Here is a 696-nt window from a genome sequence, read left to right as displayed (position 1 = left end):
CGACGTCCCCCCGGATTTGAGTAGCGCTGCGATCTGGAGTCCAATCCCCGGCAGCAAGGAGATTGGACGTGAAGAAGCGGTTTTCCGAAGAACAGATCATCGGCTTCCTGCGTGAGGCGGAGGCTGGCATGCCGATCAAGGAGCTGTGCCGCCGGCACGGCTTCAGCGAGGCCTCGTATTACCTGTGGCGAAGCAAGTTCGGCGGGATGAGCGTGCCGGATGCCAAGCGCCTGAAGGAGTTGGAGACGGAGAACGCCCGGCTGAAGAAGCTGTTGGCCGAGCAGGTCCTCGAGAACGAGGTGATCAAGGACGTCCTGCGAAAAAAATGGTGAGCGCACCGGCCCGGCGGGAACAGGTGCGCTACATGATCGACAAGGGGCTGAGTGAACGCCGGGCGCTGGCGGTCGTACGGATGAGCGCCAGCGCATTCCGCTATGCCCCGCGGCCCGATCGCAACGTCGAGCTGCGCGAACGCATCGTGGCGCTGGCACAGCGGCACCGGCGCTACGGCGTCGGCATGATCCACCTGAAGCTGCGCCAGGGCGGCGAGGTCGTGAACTACAAGCGTGTCGAACGGCTTTACCAGGAGGAGAAGCTGCAGGTCCGACGCCGCAAGCGCAAGAAGGTGCTACCGAGCGAGCGCCAGCCGCTCGTGCGACCGATCGCGGCGAACCAGGTGTGGTCGATGGACTTCGT

General features: G+C 64.2%; 1 pseudogene. It reads left to right on the top strand.

The features are described from left to right. Window positions 1-128 precede the first annotated feature (128 nt). Window positions 129-696: pseudogene (locus tag E5S66_RS13515) on the top strand (transposase); the annotation flags it as partial.

The organism is Thermomonas fusca (assembly GCF_005862345.1).
Classification (GTDB): domain Bacteria; phylum Pseudomonadota; class Gammaproteobacteria; order Xanthomonadales; family Xanthomonadaceae; genus Thermomonas; species Thermomonas fusca.
Note: the sequence above shows the minus strand (reverse complement) of the source record. Positions and strands in the feature narration are given on the sequence as shown.